Genomic DNA, 19,923 nt, shown 5'->3' on the forward strand with positions numbered 1-19,923 from the left:
ACAGGAACACTCACTTGGCCGGGTAGTCGCGCTTGTCGTGCCCGATATAGAGCTGACGCGGGCGACCGATCTTGTAGTCGCCGCTGATCATCTCGTTCCAGTGGGAGATCCAGCCGATGGTGCGCGATACGGCGAAGACCACCGTGAACATATTGGTGGGAATGCCGATGGCCTTGAGAATGATGCCCGAATAGAAGTCGACGTTGGGGTAGAGCTTGCGCTCGATGAAGTAATCGTCTTCCAGAGCGATCTGTTCCAGGCGCTTGGCGATCTTGAGCTGCGGGTCATCGGCCATGCCCAGTTCGCTCAACACCTCGTCGCAGGTCTCTTTCATGACCTTGGCGCGTGGGTCGAAGTTGCGATACACGCGGTGGCCGAAGCCCATCAGGCGGAAAGGGTCGTCCTTGTCCTTGGCCCGGTCGACGAAGCGCTGGATGTTCTCCTCCGACTCGTCGCCGATCTCGTCGAGCATGTTCAGCACCGCCTCGTTGGCGCCGCCGTGGGCCGGCCCCCACAGGGCCGCAATGCCGGCGCTGATGCAGGCGAACGGATTGGCGCCAGTGGAGCCGGCCAGACGTACCGTCGAGGTGGAGGCGTTCTGCTCGTGGTCGGCGTGGAGCATGAAGATGCGATCCATGGCCTTGGCGAAGACCGGGTTGATCTTGTACTCCTCACAGGGGTTGCTGAACATCATGTACAGGAAGTTTTCCGCGTATTGCAGGTCATTGCGCGGATAGTTGAACGGCTGGCCGATGTTGTACTTGTAGCTCATCGCCGCCAGTGTCGGCATCTTGGCGATCAGCCGGATGGCGCTGATGAAACGATCTTCCTCACGGGTGATGTCCATATGGTCGTGATAGAAGGCCGCTAAGCCGCCGACCACACCACACAGGATCGACATGGGGTGGGCGTCGCGACGGAACCCCTTGTAGAAATTGGCCAACTGCTCGTGAACCATGGTGTGGTTACGAATGGTCCTTTCGAAGGTGGCGTATTCTTCGTTGGTCGGCAAGTCGCCGAACAGCAGCAAGTAGGACAGTTCGACGAAATTGGAGTGGTCGGCCAGTTGGTCGATCGGGTAACCGCGGTGCAGCAGTACCCCCTTGCCTCCATCGATATAGGTGATGGCGGATTGGCAGGAGGAGGTGGCCATGAAGCCGGGGTCGTAGGTGAAGAAACCTTCAGCGGTCAGGCCTCGGACGTCGATGACGTCAGGACCGACAGTGCCGGAGTAGACAGGAAATTCGATTACCTTGTCTAGCCCTTCGATCGTCAACTGCGCTTTCCTGTCAGCCATGCTGGCCTCCTCTATTTTATCTGGGTGTCAGGCGATAAGTCGTTGTCTCGCTTGCCATGTCGGCGAAAAAGGTCTGCCCACTATAGAAGTGTCCCGGGGATTGTCAATTAGCCCATCGGGCAGTTGCCTTGTGCAAGGGGAAGGGCTTGTTATAGGGTTTGTATAGCTGATGGTGCTTTGCACCATTTTCCCCCTTTCCTGGCGTCGGTCAAGGCAACACGATGGTCGTTCTTAGACTTCTGCGATTTGTCATGGTTGTCCCTAGTCCCTATAATCCACCCCGCGCGACAGGCAGGAGTAGAGGTCGCGCCGACTTGGCAGACGGCCGAGCCCTTCCTCAAAATCACCGCCCGCTCGGACCCATGTCCGATGCACAGAAGAGCGGGCTAAGAGAGTGTGTAAAGAGCCGTGAATAGCAAACGACCTGTAAACCTCGATCTTTCCACGATCCACTTCCCGCTTCCGGCGCTGACGTCGATTGCCCACCGTATTACTGGCGTCGTCCTGTTCATCGGCCTGATCTTCGGCTTCTGGGCGCTCGACAAATCGCTTTCCTCCGCTCAGGGGTTCGCGGCGGTGCGTGATGCCCTGGAGCACAATATCCTGGCCAAGCTGATTGCCTGGGGTCTGTTGTCCGCCTTGGCCTTCCATTTCGTGGCCGGCATCAAGCACCTGCTGATGGATATCCACATCGGCGTGACCCTGGAAAGCGGTGTGCGCAAGGCACAGATCACTGTGGTGGTCAGTGCGGTCCTGGTGATTCTGGCGGGAGTCTGGGTATGGTAACCAACATCACGAACTTCGGCCGCAGTGGCCTGTCCGACTGGTTGATTCAGCGCGTCTCGGCGATCATCCTCGCACTCTATACACTCTTCCTCGTCGGCTATCTGCTGCTCAACCCGGGACTGGATTATGCCGCCTGGAGCGGTCTGTTCGAACAGACGTGGATGCGGATCTTCTCCCTGCTGGCTTTCGTCTCGATAGCGGCGCATGCGTGGATCGGTCTGTGGACCGTGGTCACCGACTATCTCAGGTCGACCAGCGTCCGTCTCACCGTCCAGACCATCATCATCCTGGCCATCTTCGTCTTTCTGGTGTGGGGCGTTCAAGTCCTGTGGGGAGCCTGATTCATGTCTAACATGCGTAGCCTGACCTTTGACGCAATCATCATCGGTGGTGGTGGCTCTGGCCTGCGTACCGCCCTGGAACTTGCCAAATCCGGCAAGAAGACGGCCGTCCTGTCCAAGGTGTTCCCGACCCGCTCGCACACCGTTTCCGCCCAAGGCGGCATCACCTGTGCCATCGCTTCCGCCGACCCCAACGACGACTGGCGCTGGCACATGTACGATACCGTCAAGGGCGGTGACTATATCGCTGACCAGGACGCGGCCGAGTACATGTGCTCCGAGGGGCCCAAGGCGGTCTTCGAGCTCGAGCACATGGGCCTGCCGTTCTCGCGCTTCGACAATGGCCGCATCTATCAGCGCCCCTTCGGCGGCCAGTCCAAGGACTTCGGCAAGGGGGGCCAGGCGGCACGTACCTGCGCCGCCGCCGACCGTACCGGGCATGCGCTGCTGCACACGCTTTATCAGAATAATCTGAAGAACAACACCACCTTCCTCAACGAGTGGTATGCCGTCGACCTGGTCAAGAACGCCAATGGCGATGTGGTCGGCTGCATCGCGCTTTGCATCGAAACCGGCGAAGTGGTGCTTGTGAAGTCCAAGGCCACGGTATTGGCCACCGGCGGGGCCGGTCGCATCTACGCTTCCACCACCAACGCCCTGATCAACACCGGTGACGGTATCGGCATGGCGCTGCGCGCCGGCTTCCCGATGCAGGACATGGAGATGTGGCAGTTCCACCCCACCGGTATCTATGGCGCGGGCACCCTGGTGACCGAGGGTTGCCGTGGCGAGGGGGGCTACCTGATCAACAAGGACGGCGAGCGCTTCATGGAGCGTTACGCACCCAACGCCAAGGATCTGGCTGGCCGCGACGTGGTCGCCCGCTCCATGGTCATGGAGATCCTCGAAGGCCGTGGCTGCGGCGAGAAGGGCGATCATGTCTTCCTCAAGCTCGACCACCTGGGTGAGGAAGTTCTCGGCAAGCGCTTGCCGGGCATCGTCGAGCTGTCCAAGACCTTTGCGCATGTGGATCCGGCCCAGGAGCCGATCCCGGTGGTGCCGACCTGCCACTACATGATGGGCGGCATTCCTACCAATGTGCATGGCCAGGCGATCATGCAGGACGCCGATGGTAACGACCAGGTCGTCAACGGCCTGTTCGCCTGCGGCGAAGCGGCCTGTGTCTCGGTGCATGGTGCCAACCGCCTGGGCGGCAACTCGCTGCTCGATCTGGTGGTGTTCGGCCGCGCCGCCGGCATGTTCATCGAAGGGGCGCTCAACGACGGCATCGATTACCTCGACGCCTCCGAGTCGGACGTGGATGCGGCGATGAAGCGCATGAGCCGTTGGAACGAGTCGGCGGGCGGCGAGTCGGTGCCCGCGCTCAAGGCTGAACTGCAGGACGTCATGCAGAATGCCTTCGGTGTGTTCCGCCAGGAAGACAACATGCAGAAAGGGGTCAAGAAGCTTGCCGAACTGCGTGGCCGGATCGCCGAAGCTCACCTGGGCGACAAGTCGAACGCCTTCAACACCGCGCGTGTCGAGGCACTGGAGCTCGACAACCTGATGGAAGTGGCCGAGGCCACTGCGATTTCGGCGCTGGAGCGCAAGGAGAGCCGCGGCGCGCATTCCCGCTATGACTATCCGGACCGTGACGACGTCAATTGGCTGAAGCACTCGCTGTACTTCCCGGCTGACAAGAAGCTCGGCAAGCGCGACGTCAACTTCACGCCGAAGACTGTCGATACCTTCGAGCCGAAAGTCCGCACTTACTAAGGGGGTCACGATGTCCACGCTTCAGGTATCCGTATACCGCTACAATCCGGAAACCGATTCCGCACCTTACATGCAGGAGTTCCAGGTCGACACCAAGGGCCGCGACCTGATGGTGCTCGATGTGCTGAGCCTGATCAAGGAGCAGGACAGCTCCATGGCCTACCGCCGCAGTTGCCGTGAAGGGGTGTGCGGCTCCGACGGCATGAACATGAACGGCAAGAACGGTCTGGCCTGTGTCACCGCCTTGTCCGAGGTGGTCAAGAGCAACAAGCTGGCACTGCGTCCGCTGCCCGGCCTGCCGGTGATCCGCGACCTGGTGGTCGACATGGGGATCTTCTACAAGCAGTACGAGCGTATCCAGCCGTACCTGCAGAACGACGAGCCGGCGCCGGCCATCGAACGGCTGCAGTCGCCGGAAGATCGCGACAAGCTCGACGGCCTCTACGAGTGCATCCTGTGTGCCTGTTGCTCGACGGCCTGTCCGTCGTTCTGGTGGAACCCGGAAAAGTTCGTCGGTCCCGCTGGCCTGCTGCAGGCCTATCGCTTCCTGGCAGACTCGCGCGACACCGCGACCCGCGAACGCCTGGCCGATCTCGAGGATCCGTTCTCGGTGTTCCGTTGTCGTGGCATCATGAATTGTGTGGCGGTATGTCCCAAGGGACTCAACCCGACCCGCGCCATCGGCAAGATTCGCGAGATGCTGTTGGCCAATGCCACTTAAATCGTGGCGCTTAGCTTGCTATCATGGGCGCCGGTTTTCGGCTGTGACCAAGTGTCGCAGTCGGGCCCGGCCGCGTCGTCGAGAGCCGGTGCCTAGTGCACCGGCTCTCGACGATGGATGGCAAGGCTCGCGGACCCTATCGATCACGGCCAGGTCCGGAGTTCGCCGGTTAGCATGATCGCCCTTCCGGCAGGGCACCAGAAACGCCCGATGCGGCGATGCCGTATCCGGCGCCGACAACACCCCATCAGTGTAGGGTGACCGAGAGATGCAAGAAGGCATAATGGAGTTGATGTGGCGCACCTCCCACATGAGTGGTGGCAATGCCCACTATGTGGAAGCGCTCTATGAGCAATACCTCGTCGATCCAAATGCTGTCCCAGACGAATGGCGCAACTATTTCGATCGATTGCCCCGTCCAGACGGCAGCTCCTCCCACGATGTTCCACTAAGCCCGATTCGCGACCAGTTCTATCAGCTCGGCAAAAACCGACGCGCCACCCAGGCCGCAACGGCCATCGACAGCGGCGAGAGCAAGAAGCAGGTCAGGGTTCTCCAGCTGATCAACGCCTATCGTTTCCGTGGCCATCAGAAGGCCGATATCGATCCGCTCAAGCTGCGCAGTCAGGTACCGGTTCCCGATCTCGATCTTTCTTTCCATCAGCTATCGTCCGCCGACCTGGACACCGAGTTCCAGACCGGCTCCTTCTTCCTGGGCAAGGACAAGGCGCCGCTCAAGGAGATCGTCGATGCCCTGGAGCAGACCTATTGCCGGTCGATCGGCTGCGAGATCATGCATATCGTCGACACCGAAGAGAAGCGCTGGCTGCAGCAGCGTTTCGAGTCGGTGCGCTCGAAGCCGAAGTTCAGCCCCGAGGTGCGCAAGCATGTACTGGAGCGACTGACCGCGGCAGAAGGGCTGGAAAACTATCTGGCCTCCAAGTATCCGGGGACCAAGCGCTTCGGCCTGGAGGGCGGCGAGGTTTTCATCCCGATGATGGACGAGATCATCCAACGTGCCGGTGGCTATGGCACCAAGGAAGTGGTCATCGGCATGGCCCACCGTGGCCGTCTCAACCTGCTGGTCAATATCCTCGGCAAGAGCCCTTCCGAGCTGATCGAGGAGTTCGACGGCAAGAAGGTGATCGAGCAGGGCTCGGGTGACGTCAAGTATCACCAGGGCTTCAGTTCCAACGTCATGACCCCGGGCGGCGAAGTGCACCTGGCGCTGGCCTTCAACCCCTCGCATCTGGAGATCGTGTCGCCGGTGGTGGAGGGGTCGGTGCGCGCTCGTCAGGATCGTCGCGACGACAGCGAAGGCGACAAGGTGCTGCCGATCAATGTCCATGGCGACGCTGCCTTTGCCGGCCAGGGCGTGGTCATGGAGACCTTCCAGATGTCCCAGACCCGCGCCTACAAGACCGGTGGCACGCTGCACATCGTCATCAACAACCAGGTGGGCTTCACCACCTCGCACCCCGATGACACCCGCTCCACGGAGTACTGCACCGACATTGCCAAGATGGTTCAGGCGCCGATCTTCCACGTCAACGGCGACGATCCGGATGCCGTGCTGCATGCCACTCAGGTGGCCACCGACTATCGCCAGCAGTTCAAGCGCGACGTGGTCATCGATCTGGTCTGTTACCGCCGCCGCGGTCACAACGAGGCCGACGAGCCGTCCGGCACCCAGCCGATGATGTACCAGAAGATCAAGAATCACCCGTCGGCTCGCGCGCTGTACGCCCAGCGCCTGGCCGAGGAGGGTGTGGTGCCGGAAGAAGAAGGCCAGGCACTGATCGAGACCTATCGCCATGATCTGCTGGCCGGCAACCATGTCGCCAATGCCCTGGTCAAGGAGCCCAACAAGGAGCTGTTCGTCGACTGGGCGCCCTACCTCGGCCATCAGTGGACCGGCGATGCCGATACCACCGTCGACATGAAGCGCATGCAGCAGCTCGCCGCCCGGATGTGCGAGATCCCCGACGGCGTTCAGGTGCAGCGCCAGGTGGCCAAGATCTACGAGGACCGCCGCAAGATGCTGGCCGGTGGCATGGCGATCAACTGGGGCTTCGCCGAGACGCTGGCCTATGCCACGCTGCTCGACCAGGACCACCCGATCCGCTTCACCGGCCAGGACAGCGGCCGCGGCACCTTCTCCCACCGCCATGCGGTGGTGCACAACCAGAAGGATGGCAGCACCTACGTACCGCTAGAACATATCGCCGATGGTCAGCCACGCTTCACCATCCATGACTCCTTCCTGTCGGAAGAGGCGGTGCTGGCGTTCGAATATGGCTATGCCACCACGATGCCCAATGCCTTGATCATCTGGGAAGCCCAGTTCGGCGACTTCTTCAATGGCGCCCAGGTGGTGGTCGACCAGTTCATCTCCTCCGGCGAGACCAAGTGGGGGCGGTTGTGTGGCCTGACCATGCTGCTGCCGCACGGCTACGAAGGCCAGGGACCGGAACACTCCTCCGCACGCCTAGAACGCTTCCTGCAGCTGTGTGCCGAGCACAACATGCAGGTCTGCGTGCCGACCACTCCGGCCCAGATCTTCCATCTGCTGCGTCGCCAGGTGATTCGCCCGCTGCGCAAGCCCTTGGTGGTGATGTCGCCCAAGAGCCTGCTGCGTCACAAGGAAGCCACCTCGACCCTGGAAGAGCTGGCTCACGGCAAGTTCCAGATGGTGCTGCCGGACCAGGGCAAGCTCGAGGCGGAGAAGGTCAGGCGTGTGGTGCTATGCGCCGGCAAGGTCTACTACGACCTGGCCAGCTATCGCAGTGAGCACGAGCGTGATGACACCGCCGTCTTGCGTCTCGAGCAGCTCTATCCCTTCCCCAAGGAGGAGCTCTACGAGGCGCTCAAGGCTTACGCCAACCTGGAACAGGTGGTGTGGTGCCAGGAGGAGCCGCTCAACCAGGGAGCCTGGTACCAGAGCCAGCACCATATGCGTGTGGTCGCCGACATGCTGGGCGAGGGCCTGGGCCGCGGGCTCAAGTTCGCTGGTCGTCCGGCCTCCGCCGCCCCCGCGTCGGGCTACATGTCCGTTCATGTCGAACAGCAGCGCCAACTGGTGGACGACGCCTTCAATGCCTGAGGCGTCCTATCGGACGAGAGAGAACACACAAGGGAAACGAAATGGCTACCGAGATCAAAGCGCCAACCTTTCCGGAATCCGTTGCCGAAGGCAGCGTGGCTGCTTGGCACAAGCAACCGGGCGATAGCGTTGAGCGTGACGAACTGATCGTCGAAATCGAGACCGACAAGGTCGTGCTCGAGGTAGTGGCGCCGGAAGCCGGCACGCTGTCCGAGATCAAGGCGCAAGAGGGTGATACCGTCCAGTCCGCACAGGTGCTGGGCCTGCTGGGGGCAGCGGGTCAGAAAGCCGAGCCCAAGGTGAACGACAAGGCAGAAGCGAAATCCGTGAACGAGAGCGAAGCCAAGGCCGAAAAGCCGGCCGCTGCCAACAAGCCGGCTGTTTCGGCCAAGACCCATGAGGTCAAGGCGCCGAGCTTCCCGGAATCGATCCAGGAAGGCACCGTGGCCACCTGGCACAAGCAGGTCGGCGAGGCGGTCAAGCGTGACGAGGTGCTGGCCGATATCGAGACCGACAAGGTGGTGCTGGAAGTCGTGGCTCCCGCCGATGGCGCGCTGAGCAAAATCAACGCCGAGGAAGGTTCACAGGTGGAATCCGAGGCGGTGCTGGCACTTTTTGCTGAAGGTGCCGGAGGCGAGGTTGAGGAGGGCAAGACCCAGGCCGAACCGAGTGCCGAGGCCAAGGGAGCCGAGGAAAGCGGCGATGAAAAACTCGGTGACAAGATCCTGGCGCCGGCGGCGCGCAAGCTGGTCGCCGAGCACAACCTCGACGTGAGCAAGATCGAGGGGTCCGGCAAGGGAGGACGCATCCTCAAGGAGGATGTCCAACGTGCCGTCCAGGCGGGCAATGCCAAGAAGGCCGCCAACAAGCCTGCCGCTGCACCCCAAGCGAGTGCCGCGGCGGCTGTACCGGCCTTCGAAGGCGAGCGCCCCGAGAAACGTGTGCCGATGAGCCGTCTGCGCCAGACCATCGCCAAGCGACTGGTCCAGGCCCAGCAGACCGCTGCCATGCTGACCACCTACAACGAGGTCGACATGGGCGCGGTGATGGACCTGCGTGCCCAGTACAAGGATACCTTCCTCAAGGCCCATGACATCAAGCTCGGCTTCATGGGGTTCTTCGTCAAGGCGGCTTCCGAAGCCCTCAAGCGCTTCCCGGACGTCAATGCTTCCATCGACGGCACCGATATCGTCTACCACGGCTATCAGGATATCGGCGTGGCCGTCTCCACCGACCGCGGCCTGGTGGTGCCGGTGCTGCGCGATACCGACAGCATGAAGATCGCCGATGTCGAAAAGACCATCGTCGACTTTGGCAAGCGCGCCCGTGACGGCAAGCTCGGCATCGACGAGATGCAGGGGGGCACCTTCACCATCACCAACGGCGGCATCTTCGGTTCGCTGATGTCGACGCCGATTCTCAATCCGCCGCAAACCGCGATCCTGGGCATGCACAAGATCCAGGAACGTCCCATGGCCGTTAACGGCAAGGTCGAGATTCGGCCGATGATGTACCTCGCGCTGTCATACGACCATCGCATGATCGATGGCAAGGACGCGGTGCAGTTCCTGGTCACCCTCAAGGAGCTGCTGGAGGATCCAGCGCGCCTGCTGCTGGATATCTAAGGCGCGTCGTTACGCAACGAACTCTCAAGCGATCCGACTAAACAGGAAGATTTCATGGCCGATAAATTCGATGTGATCGTCATTGGCGCTGGTCCCGGCGGGTATGTTGCCGCCATTCGTGCCGCACAGCTCGGGCTGAAGACGGCCTGTGTGGAAAAGTGGACCAACAAGGAAGGCAAGGTCGTGCACGGCGGCACCTGCCTGAACGTGGGCTGTATCCCGTCCAAGGCGTTGCTCGAGACCTCGCACAAATTCGTCGAGGCGCGCGACCATTACGACGAGATCGGCATCGAGGTGGGCGATCTGTCACCGAATATCGCCAAGATGCTCGAGTTCAAGGAAAAGGTCATCGCCAAGAACGTCGGTGGCATCAGCGCCTTGTTCAAGGCCAATGGGGTCACCGCTCTCGATGGTACCGGCAAGGTGCTGTCCAGCAAGCAGGTCGAAGTCAACAATGGCGGTGACAAGACCGTCTATGAAGCCGACAACATCGTTATCGCCACCGGCTCGGTACCGGTGGAGATTCCGCCCACGCCGCTGACCGACGACTTGGTCGTCGACTCTAGCGGTGCCCTGGAATTCACGGAAGCACCCAAGCGTCTGGGCGTGATCGGCGCGGGTGTCATCGGCCTGGAGCTGGGCAGCGTGTGGAATCGTCTGGGCAGCGAAGTCACCATGCTGGAGGCCATGGACACCTTCTTGCCGGCGGTGGATACCGCCATTGCCAAGGAAACCCAGAAGCTGCTCAAGAAGCAGGGCCTGGACATCAAGTTGGGCGCTCGTGTCACCGGTTCCGAGGTCAAGGGCAAGGAAGTCGTCGTCAAGTATACCGATGCCAAGGGCGAGCAGGAGCAGACCTTCGACAAGCTGATCGTGTGTGTCGGTCGCCGTCCCTACACCCAGGGGGTGCTGGGTGAGGATGCCGGCGTCAAGCTCGACGAGCGCGGTTTCATCTTCGTCGACGATCAGTGCCGTACCAGCGTGCCGGGTGTGTATGCCATCGGCGACTGCGTGCGTGGCCAGATGCTGGCTCACAAGGCCTCGGAAGAGGGCGTGATGGTCGCCGACATCATCGCCGGCCACAAGGCCGAGATGAACTATGACGCCATTCCCTGCGTCATCTACACTGCCCCGGAAGTGGCGTGGGTAGGCATGAACGAGCAGGAAGCCAAGGCTGCCGGCATCGAGGTCAAGACCGGCTCCTTCCCGTTCTCCGCCAACGGCCGCGCGCTTGCCAACAATGCTCCGGATGGCATGGCGAAGGTCATCGCCGATGCCGAGACCGACCGCATCCTGGGGGTGCATATCGTCAGCCAGCACGCCGGCGAACTGATCGCCCAGGGTGTGATCGCCATGGAGTTCGGCTCCAGCGCCGAGGATCTGGCGTTGACCTGCTACGCTCACCCGAGCACCTCGGAAGCCGTGCATGAGGCGGCCCTGGCCGTCGGTGGCCACGCCATCCATATGGCCAACCGCAAGAAGCGCTAGTTCGCATTACGCAATAACAAGCGCCACCCGAGGGTGGCGCGTCGTTTCCGGCGACGTATCGGGAACGCACGGGGGTGACCCGGGTTCGGCGCCAGAAGCGCCGCCGCGGTCATCGTTCGAGTCACATGCAACCAATGGCATGAATCGATGAACCTTCACGAGTATCAGGGCAAGCAACTGTTTGCCGATTATGGTCTGCCGGTGTCCAAGGGTTTCGCCGTGGACACTCCCGAAGAGGCCGCCGAGGCCTGCAAGAAGATCGGTGGCGAGATGTGGGTCGTCAAGGCCCAGGTTCACGCCGGTGGCCGCGGCAAGGCCGGTGGCGTCAAGCTGATCAAGAGTCCGGAGGAGGCCAAGGCCTTCGCCGAGCAGTGGCTGGGCAAGAACCTGGTGACCTACCAGACCGACGAGAACGGTCAGCCGGTCGCCAAGATCCTGGTCGAGAACTGCACCGATATCGCCAGCGAGCTGTACCTGGGCGCTGTCGTCGACCGCCAGACGCGTCGCGTCGTGTTCATGGCCTCCACCGAGGGTGGCGTGGAGATCGAGAAGGTCGCCGAGGAAACTCCCGAGAAGATCCTCAAGGCGGAGATCGATCCGCTGGTCGGTGCCCAGCCGTACCAGGCACGTGAGCTGGCCTTTGCGCTGGGCCTTTCCGGTGATCAGGTCAAGCAGTTCACCAAGATCTTCCTGGGGCTGTCCAAACTGTTCCACGACAAGGACCTGGCGCTGCTCGAGATCAACCCGCTGGTGATCACCGACGAAGGCAACCTGCACTGCCTCGACGCCAAGATCAACCTGGACAGCAACGCCCTCTACCGTCATCCGGACCTGCAGGCGATGCGTGATCCGTCCCAGGAAGACGAGCGCGAGGCCGAAGCCGCGGCGTGGGAGCTCAACTACGTGGCGCTGGAAGGCAACATCGGCTGCATGGTCAACGGCGCCGGCCTGGCCATGGGCACCATGGACATCATCAAGCTCAATGGCGGTCAGCCGGCGAACTTCCTCGATGTCGGCGGTGGTGCCACCAAGGAACGCGTGGCGGAAGCCTTCAAGCTGATCCTCTCCGATGATTCGGTGAAGGCCGTGCTGGTCAACATCTTCGGTGGCATCGTGCGTTGCGACATGATCGCCGAGGGCATCATCGGTGCCGTCGAGCAGGTCGGGGTCAACGTGCCGGTGGTGGTGCGTCTCGAGGGTAACAACGCCGAGCTGGGTGCCGAGAAGCTGGCTTCCAGCGGTCTGAACATCATCGCTGCTACCAGCCTGACTGACGCGGCACAGCAGGTCGTCAAAGCGGCGGAGGGCAAGTAATGAGCATCCTGATCGACAAGAACACCAAGGTCATCTGCCAGGGCTTCACCGGTGGCCAGGGGACCTTCCATTCCGAACAGGCGATCGCCTACGGCACCCGGATGGTCGGGGGCGTGACCCCGGGCAAGGGCGGCCAGGAGCACCTCGGTCTGCCGGTGTTCAACACCGTCAAGGAAGCCGTGCAGAAGACCGGTGCCGAGGCCAGCGTGATCTACGTGCCCGCCCCGTTCTGCAAGGATTCGATCCTCGAAGCCGCCAATGCCGGCATCAAGCTGATCGTGTGCATCACCGAAGGCATCCCGACCCTGGACATGCTCGACGTCAAGGTGAAGTGCGACGAGTTGGGCGTGCGCCTGATCGGTCCCAACTGCCCGGGCGTGATCACGCCGGGCGAGACCAAGATCGGCATCATGCCGGGCCACATCCACCAGCCCGGCAAGGTCGGTATCGTGTCGCGTTCCGGCACCCTGACCTATGAAGCGGTCAAGCAGACCACCGATCACGGCTTCGGCCAGTCCACCTGCGTGGGCATCGGCGGCGACCCGATCCCGGGTTCCAACTTCATCGACATCCTCGAGCTGTTCGAGAAGGACCCGCAGACCGAAGCCATCGTCATGATCGGCGAGATCGGCGGTACCGCCGAGGAAGAGGCCGCGGCCTACATCAAGGAGCACGTCTCCAAGCCGGTGGTCTCCTACATCGCCGGTGTCACTGCCCCTCCCGGCAAGCGCATGGGCCATGCGGGCGCCATCATCGCCGGTGGCAAGGGCACCGCGGACGAGAAGTTCGCCGCCCTGGAAGCCGCGGGCGTCCGGACCGTGCGTTCCCTGGCCGAGATCGGCGACGCACTGAAGGAAGCCACTGGCTGGTAAGCCATGCCTTCCTGACCCGCACGAAAAAGGGCACCTTCGGGTGCCCTTTTTCCTGTCTGGAAGGGCGCTATGCTGGCACGTCGTCGACCTGGGTGCCGTTCATGCCGAGCAACTGGACCTCCAGGTCCTGGCCGTCGGCACCGCGCACGGCGACCGTTTCGGGCAGTGACTGGTCCTCGCCGTAGGCCTTGTAGGAAAAGCGCCAGACCTCGCCGGGCGTCAAGGTATTGCTCTCGTCATCGCTGACCTGATAGCCACCGTCGCTCTCGCTGAGTTCACCGTTCCACAGCGTGTCGATATCGGCAGGCAGCGAGAAGCTGGCCACGGGGTCGACGATATCGCTCTCCGAGGTGTTCTCGACAAAGATCTCGGCCACGTACCCACTCGACCATTCGCTGGTGACATTGCCGGTGATGGTGATATCGGCCTCCGCCTCGGTCTGGGTACTATCCTCTGTGGTCGTAGTCGAGTCCCCGGAGGTCGTGGTCGATTCCTCAGTGGTTGTCGTGGTTGAGTCACCGAGGATGTCGGCGGGGGTGGGAATGCTCATCGGCTCTCCGCTGGTGACTTCGCCGGTGCCGAGGTCGAGGTGGGTGCCGTCGGCAAAAACGGCGCGCTCCATGTTGACCAAGGTGTCGGTACCGCTTTCGCCCCGGATAGTGACCTCACCGTCTTCCGCGATCACGATGTCGAAGGCATCGTAGCTCTGCAGGTAGAGCGCCGTATCGTTGCCATCGCCGCCATCGAGCACGTCGTCGCCGTCATAGCCATGGTTGCCCGGGCCTCCTTGCAGAATGTCGTCCCCGACGCCGCCGGTGAGGTGATCATGGCCCAGGCCGCCGTCCAGGTAGACCCCGTCGTCGGATCCCTGGAGGGTATCGTCGCGGCGTGAGCCTATCACATAGTCGAAGCTGACCTGATTGGCTGATGCGTCGGTGATGGCGCCGAAGCTTTCGCCACCGGAGTTGACCCACAACGTGGTCGACATCTCGTCGGCCTCGGGATCGCGAATGGACTCCAGGACGTGCACGCTGTTGCCATGATCCCGGCCACCGTGGAAGTTGATATCGCGGTCGGTAGAGGCCACTTCGATGTCATTGCCCACCGAAGAACGCCAGGAGGCGAACAGCAGGCCGTGCCGCATGCCGGTATCCTCCAGCCCCGTGAAGGTACCGTCGTAGCTCTCCCGCAATTCGTAGGCATAGCCGTTGCCGCCACTGCCCTTGTTGAAGGCGCCATGGGCCTCGATGCCATCGACCACGCTGTCGAGCGACCTCGCGATGTGGAAGGCCTTGGAAGGACCATTGACGACCTGGATATCGGACAGCCGACTATCCACCGTGCCATCGAGAGACACGGCCTGATATCCCGTCAACTCGTCCAGGGTATTCTCGAAGGTCGCCTTGTCGGGGATGCCCAGCTCGAAGCCGATGCTGAAACCTTCCAGGGTGACGCCGTTGACCGTATCGAGGCGTTCGACCTGTGTCTTGCCGGCGTCGAAACCGAAATGCACGCCGCGGTCGAGGGTGACGGTGCCCCCATCGACGGCGGCGACCTTGGCCATGCTGGTGCGCAATTCGGCGTACTGCTGCTTGCGCCAGGAGGTGTCGCCGATCTCCTCGAAGAATGCGTCGTCGTTGTCCTGCCAGAGCCGCACGCTATCTCCGGGCTTCAGGCCATGGTCCTGGCCCAGCGTGAGAAGGCGTTCGCCCTCGTCGAGCGCGGACTGCAGCGAACCGATGGTTTCATTCTCGCTGCCATCCACGCGAATGCCATAGTCGTCATTACGATCGAGGGCCGCGTTGCTGAAGGTGAGGGTGGTCTGGCCGGAGCCGGCGCCGACCAACGAAATATCGGAACGAGCAATGGTGATGGCGTCATCGAAAACATAATGTCCAGCCTCGAGCTTGAGGATGGTGTTTTGGGGAGCGCTGCCGATCAATTCCTCGAGTTCTGTGGCCGTGGTGCTGATGCTGACGTCGATAATGCCGTTGTGGTTGCTCATGCAATGTCTCCAATCATTCCATAATGCTCGACAGTAGAGTGTTGTTACTGAGAGCGATGCCATGGCCTTTATATGAGCAGTTCCTGTAGAGACACTGCGTACTTATTACATGGAATACCGGTTCCATTTTGGTTTTATTCTCCGGGTCTGCTGCTGTTTATCGGTCATGGACAGGGCGTGAGAGGGGATGCTAACGGCCAGGAGGCAAGGAAGACAATAGAGTGTTCTGGCCGGTCGTGACGGGCATCAAGGACTGTGTCTCGGGGATTCTGCCAGGAGTCCGCTTTTGTTCTTGCGCACTCCCTTGATAAGGAAGATTTTTCTATTGAGCAATGGTGGGATGCCTTTGTGTCATCCTAATGAGTGACAAACATTTCTGTTACAAAAGTGTGATTAAAGTACTCATAACTTAGCAATTCGTCTGGTACTCTGGCGCCCCAGACGGCAAGTATGGCGAGAACATGCTTGTCGTGCTCGAGCTGATCCGCATCCATGACTCGGTTGTGTGCCATGACGTCCGACAACGACCTCACCGAATTGCAGCGTGCGATGAAGGCATGTCGGCATTCCTTTTTCTCGGTAGCCGGGTTCAGTCTGTTCATCAATTTGCTGATGTTGACGCCCGCCTTTTACATGCTTCAGGTCTATGACCGGGTCATCCCCACGGGCAGTGAGGAAACCTTGCTCATGCTGACCCTGGTGGTCATCTTGTTGCTCACGATCATGGGTGGCCTGGAACTGGTGCGTTCACGTCTCCTGGTTAGGGTCGGCAATCGCCTCGATAGCCTGGTCAGCGCCCGCCTCTACCGTGCCATGTGCCGCCATAGCCTCGATGTCGGTGGGCGCCAGACCGCCCAGCCGCTGGATGATCTGAGAACGGTCCGCCAGTTTCTCTCCGGCAACGGACTGTTTGCCTTCTTCGATGCTCCCTGGGTGCCGATCTATCTGGGGCTCCTGTTTCTGTTCAATGTCTGGTTCGGGGTATTCGCCACCTGCGCCGGGGCGGTGCTGCTGGCTTTGGCGCTCGCCAACGAGAAGGTGACCAGGACGCTGCTGGCCGAAGCCAGCGATGAGCACATTCAGGCGCAAGCCCTGGCCAACGGCAATCTGCGCAACGCCGAGGTGCTGCATGCCATGGGGATGCTGCCGGGAATCATGAGGCGCTGGGCGACGAAGCATCATGCTTCCCTGGTCAAGCAGTCCCGGGCGAGTGACCGCGCCGGTGGCTTGTCCAATTTGTCCAGGGTGCTGCGCATGCTGTTCCAGTCGATGATTCTCGGAGTGGGGGCGCTGCTGGTGCTGGATGGCAGCATCACGCCGGGCATGATGATCGCCGGCTCCATCATCATGGGACGAGCCCTGGCACCCATCGACCAGATGATTGGTAGCTGGAAGGGATTCCTCGGTTGGCGCGATGCCTACCAGCGGCTCGATGCGCTTTTCGCACAGGTGCCTGACGAACGGCGCTACCTGTCGTTACCCGCGCCCCTCGGCGACATGGCCATCGAGGACGTGACCGTGGTACCGCCGGGTGCCCGCCAGGCGGCCATCGATGGGGTCGACATCCGTGTCGCGAGGGGGGAGCACGTTGGCATCGTCGGGCCCAGTGCCGCCGGCAAGTCGACGTTGGCGCGGGCATTGTTGGGCATCTGGCCTTGCCAGGCTGGCACGGTGCGTCTCGATGGCGCGAACATCGACCATTGGAATCGTGATGAACTGGGGCCGCATCTGGGCTACCTGCCCCAGGATATCGAGCTGTTCGACGGTACCATCAGCGAGAACATCGCCCGCTTCGGCGAGGTCGATGCCGAGCAGGTCGTGACGGCGGCCACCAAGGCCGGTGTCCACGACATGATCCTGCGCTTGCCCGATGGTTACGACACGGTCATCGGTGCCACCAGCGGCGTGCTTTCCGGCGGGCAGCGGCAGCGGGTCGGCCTGGCTCGTGCCCTGTACGGCAACCCCGTGGTCGTGGTACTCGACGAGCCCAACTCGAATCTCGATGAAGGCGGTGAGCGTGCCCTGTCGCAGGCCATGCAATGTTTGAAGAACGAGGGAGTCACGCTGTTCGTGATCAGTCATCGCCACAATGTGCTGAAGAATGTCGACAAGCTGCTGGTGCTCAACGATGGGCAGGTCAGCCTGTTTGGGCCGCGTGACCAGGTGATTGCCAGACTGACCCAACCGCAGCGCGTGCGCTCGGAAGCGGCCACGCGCTCCGGCGGTGGGCGCATGGCGGCGGTCGGCACCCAGGGCCGCGGTGGGACGCCTCCGGCCGAGGGGCAACGGGAGTGAACGCGATGCACGATGCCGACAGTCGCTCCCGTGACGTCCTGCCGGTCAGTGGGCGAGGCTACCGGCGTCTGGGGCTGCTTATCCTCCTGATCGGCCTCGGTGGCTTCGGTGGCTGGGCGCTGGCGGCCAACCTGGCCATCGCGGTCGTCGCTCCCGGCAAGGTCTCGGTGGCCTCCTTCAAGAAGACGGTTCAGCACTACGAGGGTGGTATCGTCAACGAGATCCGTGTCGGCGATGGGGATCGAGTCGAAGCCGGCGATACCCTACTGGTACTCGACAACACCCGGGCGCTCTCTCAACTGCGGATCGCCCGCTCGCGGTATCTGATCAATCGGGCCAGTGAAGTCCGGTTGATCGCCGAACAGTCCGGCCGGGAGACGCTGCGCTTTCCCGACGAGTTGCTCGACAGCGACTCTCGACGCGTCGGCGATGTCCTCGCCGTTCAGCGAGGTCTGTTTTTTGCTCGGCGCCAGGCATTGCAGGGGGCGCTCGATGCTCTTGACCAGCAGACGCAACAGTTGCGCGAACAACGCGAGGGGCTTACCGCACTGGTGGAGATCACCCGTCAACGGGTCGCGTCGCTGCGCGAGGAAGCCGAGGATCACCGCTCGCTGTTCGAGAAGGGGATGGGCGATAAACAGCGGCTGCGGGAGCTGGAACGCCGAATCCTGCAATACCGTGGCGAGATCGCCCAGCACCGGGCCGAGATTGCTCGACTCGCGTCGCAAGCCAGTGAAAACGAATTGCGCAAGCAGGTGCGGGTGCAGGAGTTTCAGCAGGACATCGGCGAGCAATTGCGTCAGGTGCAGGGTCGGATCGCCGATGCCGAAGAGCGCATCACGGCATTGAACGACGAGGTGCGTCGCACTGCCGTGACGGCGCCGGTCGCGGGAACCGTGGTCGGGCTGCAGGTGCATACCCGTGGCGCGGTGATCGAGTCGGGAGACCCCATCATGGACATCGTCCCCAGCGGTGAGGGCTTCGTGGTGGAGGCCCGCATCGCCGATCGGGACATCGATAACATCTACCCGGGCCAGTCGGCGGAGATTCGCTTCAGTGCCTTCAACCAGCAACGCTCCGATGTCATCGAAGGCGAGGTGGTCCATGTCTCGGCCGACAGCTTCGAGGACGAAGCGACCGGAGCGGGATACTACAAGGCACGTGTCAAGGTCGTCGATGCGAAGCAGATGGCGCTGCCCCGGGATAGGCAACTGCTCGCCGGAATGCCGGCCGAGGTCATGATCCGCACCGGGGAACGTACCTTCGCCAGCTATCTCGTCAAGCCTGTCGCCGATATGCTGGCGCGAGCGATGCGCGCGGGATGAGTCGTCGAGAAGCGTTGACGGGAAGGCGGCCAAGGGATGCCGTGATCGGCTAGGATAGGTGAGTTCCCCTTGAACGACCGCTCAGGAGACCATGCATGGCCAAGGTGCCTGCCGCCTATCAAGCGACCCAGGGGTCGGTGCTGGATGTCGATCGCGACTTCTATTCCCGGCTGACCGATCCTGCCGCCCGGACCCGCATCGAGCAATTGACCGTGCCGATTCGCGACGGCCGTGCCTGGCGAGTGCCGGCCGGCCACGTGCTGCGGCTGTCCACCCTGGAGGGACCGCAGGTCGGCGACTTCAATCTATGGCACCTGCACAACCCCCGCGAACGCTTCTGGGCGTCGCGCACCCGCCAATTGCAGCGTGCCCATGTCTCGACCTTCGATCGGCTGTGGTCGACACTGCCTTATCTGCGCCCGATGGCGACCCTCATCGACGACACCTTGGCCGACTATGGAGTGGACCACGAGGGGGGGCGAGTGCACGACCTGCTGGGTACCCGCTGCGATCCCTACGTCAATCGGCTGCTCACCGGCGAAGACTTCGACCATCATTGCCACTCCAATCTGGTGCGTGCCGTCGCGCCCTTCGGCTTGACCGAATTCGACGTCCACGATGTGCTCAACATCTTCCAGTGCACCGGACTCAACGACGACGACCAGTACTTCATGAAGGCATGTCCGGCGCAGGAGGGCGATTATCTCGAGTTGTTCGCCGAGATCGATCTGCTGTGCGCACTGTCGTGTTGCCCGGGCGGTGATCTGTCGGTGGATCTGTGGGGGCCGAATGCACGCGATCCTCTGGCTACCTGTCATCCGATCGGTGTCGAAGTCTTCGCACTGGACGATGCCCTGCTGCAGGGGTGGCGGCCGCCCGAGATCGCCCCCTACCAGGGCGGTCACGGCATGCGCGGTCCCGCTATCGACTGGACGGTGGAGAAGGCTCGGCGCTTCGGATCGTAGCGACGGGAGC

At 62.0% G+C, this 19,923-nt stretch carries 14 protein-coding genes; 12 read left to right on the top strand and 2 right to left on the bottom strand.

All coding sequences use genetic code 11. The features are described from left to right. Nucleotides 1–10: 10 nt before the first annotated feature. On the bottom strand, nt 11–1,297 hold the full coding sequence (gltA, locus tag ACFOEV_RS01950) for a citrate synthase (RefSeq protein WP_386771057.1): 1,287 nt from the start codon (nt 1,295–1,297) through the stop codon (nt 11–13). A gap of 408 nt (nt 1,298–1,705) precedes the next feature. On the opposite strand from gltA, the gene sdhC reads away from it, so the two are divergent. The 9 genes from sdhC (at nt 1,706) to sucD (ending at nt 13,323) form a co-directional block, all read left to right on the top strand. Then, nucleotides 1,706–2,083: a succinate dehydrogenase, cytochrome b556 subunit gene (gene sdhC, locus ACFOEV_RS01955; RefSeq protein WP_386771059.1), complete on the top strand. Its 378-nt coding sequence runs from the start codon at nt 1,706–1,708 to the stop codon at nt 2,081–2,083. Next, a complete protein-coding gene (gene sdhD / locus ACFOEV_RS01960; protein ID WP_386771061.1) occupies nt 2,077–2,424 on the top strand; it encodes a succinate dehydrogenase, hydrophobic membrane anchor protein in 348 nt (115 codons plus the stop codon). Before sdhC ends, sdhD begins: the two co-directional genes overlap by 7 nt. A 3-nt stretch (nt 2,425–2,427) precedes the next feature. Continuing rightward, nucleotides 2,428–4,200 (top strand): succinate dehydrogenase flavoprotein subunit, encoded by a 1,773-nt coding sequence (gene sdhA, locus ACFOEV_RS01965; protein ID WP_386771063.1) that lies wholly within the window; start codon nt 2,428–2,430, stop codon nt 4,198–4,200. 10 nt (nt 4,201–4,210) lie between these two features. Then, nucleotides 4,211–4,921: a succinate dehydrogenase iron-sulfur subunit gene (locus ACFOEV_RS01970; RefSeq protein ID WP_386771065.1), complete on the top strand. Its 711-nt coding sequence runs from the start codon at nt 4,211–4,213 to the stop codon at nt 4,919–4,921. 268 nt (nt 4,922–5,189) lie between these two features. Next, nucleotides 5,190–8,024 carry a 2-oxoglutarate dehydrogenase E1 component gene (locus tag ACFOEV_RS01975; protein WP_386771067.1) on the top strand — a complete coding sequence of 945 codons (2,835 nt, stop codon included), beginning with the start codon at nt 5,190–5,192 and terminating at the stop codon, nt 8,022–8,024. A 41-nt stretch (nt 8,025–8,065) separates the two neighbouring features. Next, nucleotides 8,066–9,649, top strand: coding sequence for a 2-oxoglutarate dehydrogenase complex dihydrolipoyllysine-residue succinyltransferase (gene odhB / locus ACFOEV_RS01980; protein ID WP_386771069.1), 1,584 nt, complete (start codon nt 8,066–8,068; stop codon nt 9,647–9,649). A 54-nt stretch (nt 9,650–9,703) separates the two neighbouring features. Next, nucleotides 9,704–11,137, top strand: coding sequence for a dihydrolipoyl dehydrogenase (lpdA, locus tag ACFOEV_RS01985; RefSeq protein WP_386771071.1), 1,434 nt, complete (start codon nt 9,704–9,706; stop codon nt 11,135–11,137). A gap of 147 nt (nt 11,138–11,284) precedes the next feature. After that, a complete protein-coding gene (gene sucC, locus ACFOEV_RS01990; RefSeq protein ID WP_386771072.1) occupies nt 11,285–12,451 on the top strand; it encodes an ADP-forming succinate--CoA ligase subunit beta in 1,167 nt (388 codons plus the stop codon). Next, nucleotides 12,451–13,323: a succinate--CoA ligase subunit alpha gene (gene sucD, locus ACFOEV_RS01995; RefSeq protein ID WP_386771074.1), complete on the top strand. Its 873-nt coding sequence runs from the start codon at nt 12,451–12,453 to the stop codon at nt 13,321–13,323. Before sucC ends, sucD begins: the two co-directional genes overlap by 1 nt. Before the next feature lie 67 nt (nt 13,324–13,390). Here the strand turns inward: sucD and ACFOEV_RS02000 are convergent, their stop codons facing one another. Continuing rightward, a complete protein-coding gene (locus tag ACFOEV_RS02000; protein ID WP_386771076.1) occupies nt 13,391–15,328 on the bottom strand; it encodes a cellulose binding domain-containing protein in 1,938 nt (645 codons plus the stop codon). A 510-nt stretch (nt 15,329–15,838) separates the two neighbouring features. Here ACFOEV_RS02000 and ACFOEV_RS02005 point away from each other — a divergent pair. The 3 genes from ACFOEV_RS02005 to ACFOEV_RS02015 all read left to right on the top strand — a co-directional run bounded on the left by ACFOEV_RS02005 (nt 15,839) and on the right by ACFOEV_RS02015 (nt 19,913). Further along, nucleotides 15,839–17,623 carry a type I secretion system permease/ATPase gene (locus ACFOEV_RS02005; protein ID WP_386771077.1) on the top strand — a complete coding sequence of 595 codons (1,785 nt, stop codon included), beginning with the start codon at nt 15,839–15,841 and terminating at the stop codon, nt 17,621–17,623. 5 nt (nt 17,624–17,628) lie between these two features. Next, nucleotides 17,629–18,948, top strand: coding sequence for an HlyD family type I secretion periplasmic adaptor subunit (locus tag ACFOEV_RS02010; protein ID WP_386771079.1), 1,320 nt, complete (start codon nt 17,629–17,631; stop codon nt 18,946–18,948). A gap of 95 nt (nt 18,949–19,043) precedes the next feature. Continuing rightward, nucleotides 19,044–19,913: an urea carboxylase-associated family protein gene (locus ACFOEV_RS02015; protein ID WP_386771081.1), complete on the top strand. Its 870-nt coding sequence runs from the start codon at nt 19,044–19,046 to the stop codon at nt 19,911–19,913. The last annotated feature ends 10 nt before the right edge of the window (nt 19,914–19,923 follow it).

It is taken from the genome of Litchfieldella rifensis, from assembly GCF_042646605.1.
Lineage (GTDB): Bacteria > Pseudomonadota > Gammaproteobacteria > Pseudomonadales > Halomonadaceae > Litchfieldella > Litchfieldella rifensis.

Bases quoted from the DNA above. Each gene is read 5' to 3' on its own strand.
- sdhA (WP_386771063.1), top strand. From the start codon at position 2,428: ATGTCTAACATGCGTAGCCTGACCTTTGACGCAATCATCATCGGTGGT.
- gltA (WP_386771057.1), bottom strand. From the start codon at position 1,297: ATGGCTGACAGGAAAGCGCAGTTGACGATCGAAGGGCTAGACAAGGTA.
- sdhD (WP_386771061.1), top strand. From the start codon at position 2,077: ATGGTAACCAACATCACGAACTTCGGCCGCAGTGGCCTGTCCGACTGG.
- odhB (WP_386771069.1), top strand. From the start codon at position 8,066: ATGGCTACCGAGATCAAAGCGCCAACCTTTCCGGAATCCGTTGCCGAA.
- ACFOEV_RS01970 (WP_386771065.1), top strand. From the start codon at position 4,211: ATGTCCACGCTTCAGGTATCCGTATACCGCTACAATCCGGAAACCGAT.
- sucD (WP_386771074.1), top strand. From the start codon at position 12,451: ATGAGCATCCTGATCGACAAGAACACCAAGGTCATCTGCCAGGGCTTC.
- ACFOEV_RS02000 (WP_386771076.1), bottom strand. From the start codon at position 15,328: ATGAGCAACCACAACGGCATTATCGACGTCAGCATCAGCACCACGGCC.
- ACFOEV_RS02005 (WP_386771077.1), top strand. From the start codon at position 15,839: ATGACGTCCGACAACGACCTCACCGAATTGCAGCGTGCGATGAAGGCA.
- lpdA (WP_386771071.1), top strand. From the start codon at position 9,704: ATGGCCGATAAATTCGATGTGATCGTCATTGGCGCTGGTCCCGGCGGG.
- sucC (WP_386771072.1), top strand. From the start codon at position 11,285: ATGAACCTTCACGAGTATCAGGGCAAGCAACTGTTTGCCGATTATGGT.
- ACFOEV_RS01975 (WP_386771067.1), top strand. From the start codon at position 5,190: ATGCAAGAAGGCATAATGGAGTTGATGTGGCGCACCTCCCACATGAGT.
- ACFOEV_RS02015 (WP_386771081.1), top strand. From the start codon at position 19,044: ATGGCCAAGGTGCCTGCCGCCTATCAAGCGACCCAGGGGTCGGTGCTG.
- ACFOEV_RS02010 (WP_386771079.1), top strand. From the start codon at position 17,629: ATGCACGATGCCGACAGTCGCTCCCGTGACGTCCTGCCGGTCAGTGGG.